We start from the raw sequence: 4198 nt of genomic DNA, 5'->3' as shown, positions 1-4198 counted from the left end.
CGATCGAGACGACGAGGCGCTGGCCGGGATGCAGCGGGACCGGCGTGGGCGCCAGAACGATGACCGACACGAGCAGGATCGCCGCGAAGGGGTACCGGGTGACGAACCGTCCGCTCGTGACGACGCCGACGAGACTCCTCATGACAGGGAGCCGAACTCCGCCATGTACAGCGCACTCGCCCGTACCCGCGCGTTCGTGGACGGATCGGATGCCAGCCCCAGCCGCTCGAACATGCGGCTGACCGCCCGCTCCACCGCCCGGACGCCGGTCCCGCGATCGGCGGCGATCTGCGTATTGGTCCACCCGCGCGCGACGAGGGCCAGGATCTCGACCTGCTGCCGGGTGAGCACCGCCAGCGGCGAGGCGCGCGGCGACGGGGACACCGCATCGGGCGAGGAATCGGCCAGGGCGGTCTCGAGGGCCCGCACCACGGCGTCGGCCGAGGTCACGTCGAGCTTCGAGAGGAAGACGGCGCCCGCGGGTCCACCGGTGGCCGCGCCGGGGAAGCTGCTCAGGAACACCACGGCCAGGTGCGGGGCGAGGCCGGTCAGCATCACCGCCAGCTCGACGCCCGACGGACGCGAACCCAGGTCGATATCGGTCAGCAGCACGTCGGGATCGGTGCGCGAGAACGCGTCCACGGCCCCGGCCGCATCGGCGACCCCCGTGGCCTCGAACCCGCGGTGGGCGAGCATGTCGCACAGCAGCGCACGCATGGCCGGCTGGTCCTCGACGACGAGCACGCGTCTCACCCACGCGGTCTGCACGCGCTCACTTTATCGTCGCGCACCCCCGCGATCCGTCAAGCCCTGGGCGATGTCGGAGCCCCGGCGTACCGTATCGACATGACCGAGCTCTCCGCCCCCACCGGCCGCGAACCCGCGCTGGTCGCGCAGCCCCGACCCGACGGGTCGGCTCCTCTCGCCCTCGTTCTGGGGGCCACCGGCTACCTGGGTGGCCGGCTCGTTCCGCGCCTGCTGGCGGCGGGGTACCGGGTGCGCGTCCTCGCCCGCGATCCGCGCCGCGTCGGGGCGTTCCCGTGGGGCGAGGATGTCGAGGTCGCCGCGGGCGATGCGACCGATCGCGCGGCGGTGCGCGCCGCCGTCGACGGCGTCGACGTGCTCTACTACCTGATCCACTCGATGGGCAGCGCCCGCGACTTCGAGGCGACCGACCGCGTCGCCGCCCAGACCGTCGCCGATGCCGCCTCGGCGGCATCCGTTTCTCGCATCGTGTACCTCGGCGGACTGCACCCCGACGACGCGACCCTCTCGGCCCACCTGCGCTCGCGCGTCGAGGTCGGCGAGATCCTGTTGCGCAGCGGCGTGCCCACCCTCGTGCTGCAGGCCGGTGTCGTGATCGGCTCGGGCTCGGCGTCGTTCGAGATGGTCCGTCACCTCACCGACGTGCTCCCGTACATGCCCGCGCCCAAGTGGGTCCGCAACCACATCCAGCCGATCGCGGTGCGCGACGTGCTGCACTATCTGCTGGGCGCCGCGCGCGTCGCCCCCAACGTCAACCGTGCGGTCGACATCGGCGGTCCCGACGTCCTGCGCTACGGCCAGATGATGAACGGCTACGCCCTGCAGGCCGGCCTGCCGCAGCGGGCGATCGCCTCGCTGCCCGTCCTCACGCCCCGCCTGGCGTCGCACTGGGTCAACCTCGTCACGCCCATTCCGAAGGCGATCGCCCGGCCCCTCGTCGAGTCGCTGCAGAACGATTGCGTCGTCAAGGACCGCGCGATCGACGATCTCGTTCCACGACCCGAGGGCGGGCTGATGCCCTACCGCGAGGCCGTACGACGGGCCCTGGGGCGCGTCAACGACGACGACATCGAGACGAGCTGGCAGGACGCCGAGGTCTCGGGGGCGCCGAGCGACCCCCTGCCCAGCGACCCCGAGTGGGCCGGGCGCCTGGTGTACACCGACATCCGCACCATGACCACCACGGCCAGCTCCGCGCAGCTGTGGTCGGTCATCGAGGGCATCGGCGGCGAGAACGGCTGGTACTCCTCGCCCCTGCTCTGGGCGATCCGCGGGTGGATGGACCGCCTCGTCGGCGGGGTGGGCCTCGCCCGAGGCCGCCGCAGCCGCTCGGTGGTCACGGTCGGCGACGCGCTGGACTTCTGGCGGGTCGAGGCGATCGAGCCGGGCCACCTGCTGCGCCTGCGCGCCGAGATGAAGGTGCCGGGCGGCGCATGGCTCGAACTGCGCGCGACCCCCGAGGGCACGGGCGCCCGTTTCGACCAGCGCGCGCTGTTCTTCCCCACGGGTCTGGCGGGGCGCCTGTACTGGTTGTCGGTGCTGCCCTTCCACGGCCTCATCTTCAGCGGCATGGCGCGGCGCATCACGGCCGCGGCCGAGCACGTGCAGCGCGACGATCTCGAGCCGAAGGCGAAGGCGGGGCGCATCGCGCCCGAGATCGCCGAGGTCGAGACGACCGCGGCGCCGTCGGCGTGACAGCTGCCCGCGCGGGCGACGGGCGGCGCGCGGATCTCCGGTCGCGCGGTGGGCGGGAGTGCGACTTCTCGTGTGCGGCGCGATGTCGCGGGGCCGCACACGGCCGGAGCGGCCTAGGCTGATCCGCGTGCCCCCTCGCGCCCGCGTCCTGACCGTTTCCGACCGCTCCGCCGCCGGCCTACGCGAGGATCGGGGTGGACCGCTCGCGGTCTCGCTGCTGCGTGAGGCCGGTTTCGACTGCGCCGACCCGGTGGTCGTGCCCGACGGCGCCGACAGCGTCGAGAGGGCACTGCGCGCGCTCGTCGCCGAGCGGCCGGGTCTTGTCGTGACCACCGGCGGCACGGGCATCGCGCCCACCGACCGCACACCCGAGGGCACCGCCCGCGTCCTCGACCGCCCGCTGCCCGGGATCGCCGAAGAACTCCGCCGCCGTGGCCTCGCCGACACGCCTCTGGCCGTCATCTCTCGCGGTCTCGCGGGCATCGTCGACCCGGGCACCCTCGTGGTCAACCTCCCCGGATCGACGAGGGCCGTGGCATCCGGGATCTCCGTCCTCGCGGAACTCGCCCCGCACATCCTCGACCAGCTCGCCGGAGGAGACCACGCATGAGCGCCGTCCGCATCGCCCGCCTGTCCGATCAACCCCTCGACCTCGACGCGCACCTCGACGCCGTCGAGGAGTCCTCCTCGGGCGCCGTCACCACCTTCGTCGGTCGCGTGCGCGACACCGATCCCGACGCCGCCGACGCCGTGGTCGCCCTCGAGTACAGCGCTCACCCCGACGCCGAGCAGACCCTGCACCGCATCGCCGCGGACGCCGCCGCCGGCACCGACGCGATCGTCGCGGTCAGCCATCGCGTCGGGCGCCTGGGCGTGGGGGAGGCGGCGGTGGTCATCGCCGTGGCATCCGGTCATCGCGCAGCGGCGTTCGAGGTGTGCCGCACGGTCATCGAGACGATCAAGACCGACCTGCCCGTGTGGAAGCGGCAGGTCGAGGCCGACGGCACGACGGAGTGGAAGGGCCTCGGGGGCTAGCCCCCACCTCGTGCGCGGCGGGGGCTGCGCGCGCTTGCGCGGCTGAGTCGTACCCGGAACGCGGAGACGCCTGCGCGCGAAGCTCGGAGAATCGCGCGGAAGTCGGATGTTTCGCGGGGGATTGTCCGAGCTTGGTGCGTTCGTCCGAGTTTCGCGTGCCGTGTGACGACCGCGCGGGTGCAGGCCGTGCCCGTAGCTCGGCGGCTGGCGCGAAGCTCGGAGGATCGCGCGGAAGTCGGATGTTTCGCGGGGGATTGTCCGAGTTCGGTGCGTTCGTCCGAGTTTCGCGTGCCGCGTGCCGGTCGCGCGGGTGCAGGCCGTGCCCGTAGCTCGGGCGGCTGGCGCAAAGCTCGGAGAATCGCACGTAAGTCGGACGTTCCGCGGGGGATCGTCCGAGTTCGGTGCGTTCGTCCGAGTTTCGCGCGCCGACCCGGCCCCGCGGGTGCAGGCCGTGCCCGTAGCTCGGCGGCTGGCGCGAAGCTCGGAGGATCGCGCGAAAGTCGGATGTTTCGCGGGGGATCGTCCGAGTTCGGTGCGTTCGTCCGAGTTTCGCGCGCCGCGTGTCGGCCCCGCGGGTTCGCGCCGTGCCCGCAGCCCGGCGGTTGCCCCAAAGCTCGGAGAATCGCGCGAAAGTCGGATGTTTCGCGGGGGATCGTCCGAGTTCGGTGCGTTCGTCCGAGTTTCGCGCCGCTTCGGCCCGCGT

The 4198-nt window shown here is 72.9% G+C and carries 4 protein-coding genes; 3 read left to right on the top strand and 1 reads right to left on the bottom strand.

Annotated elements, in window-relative coordinates; translation table 11 throughout:
- Positions 1–138 precede the first annotated feature (138 nt).
- Positions 139–768 (bottom strand): response regulator, encoded by a 630-nt coding sequence (locus DBR36_RS14625; protein WP_108320490.1) that lies wholly within the window; start codon positions 766–768, stop codon positions 139–141.
- Between the two features lie 78 nt (positions 769–846).
- Between DBR36_RS14625 and DBR36_RS14620 the strand changes: the two genes are divergently transcribed.
- From DBR36_RS14620 to DBR36_RS14610, 3 genes are all read left to right on the top strand, one after another.
- A complete protein-coding gene (locus DBR36_RS14620) occupies positions 847–2460 on the top strand; it encodes an SDR family oxidoreductase (protein ID WP_108320489.1) in 1614 nt (537 codons plus the stop codon).
- An 82-nt stretch (positions 2461–2542) separates the two neighbouring features.
- Positions 2543–3070, top strand: a complete 528-nt coding sequence (locus DBR36_RS14615; protein ID WP_108320488.1) for a molybdenum cofactor biosynthesis protein B — start codon at positions 2543–2545, stop codon at positions 3068–3070.
- The gene (locus DBR36_RS14610) at positions 3067–3495 is read left to right on the top strand and encodes a molybdenum cofactor biosynthesis protein MoaE (protein ID WP_108320487.1); all 429 of its coding nucleotides are present in this window, start codon (positions 3067–3069) and stop codon (positions 3493–3495) included. The genes DBR36_RS14615 and DBR36_RS14610 overlap by 4 nt, the downstream gene beginning before the upstream one ends.
- The last annotated feature ends 703 nt before the right edge of the window (positions 3496–4198 follow it).

The sequence above is a fragment of the Microbacterium sp. HMWF026 genome (assembly GCF_003061325.1).
GTDB lineage: Bacteria > Actinomycetota > Actinomycetes > Actinomycetales > Microbacteriaceae > Microbacterium > Microbacterium testaceum_E.
This window is presented reverse-complemented; position numbering and strand designations above follow the sequence as displayed.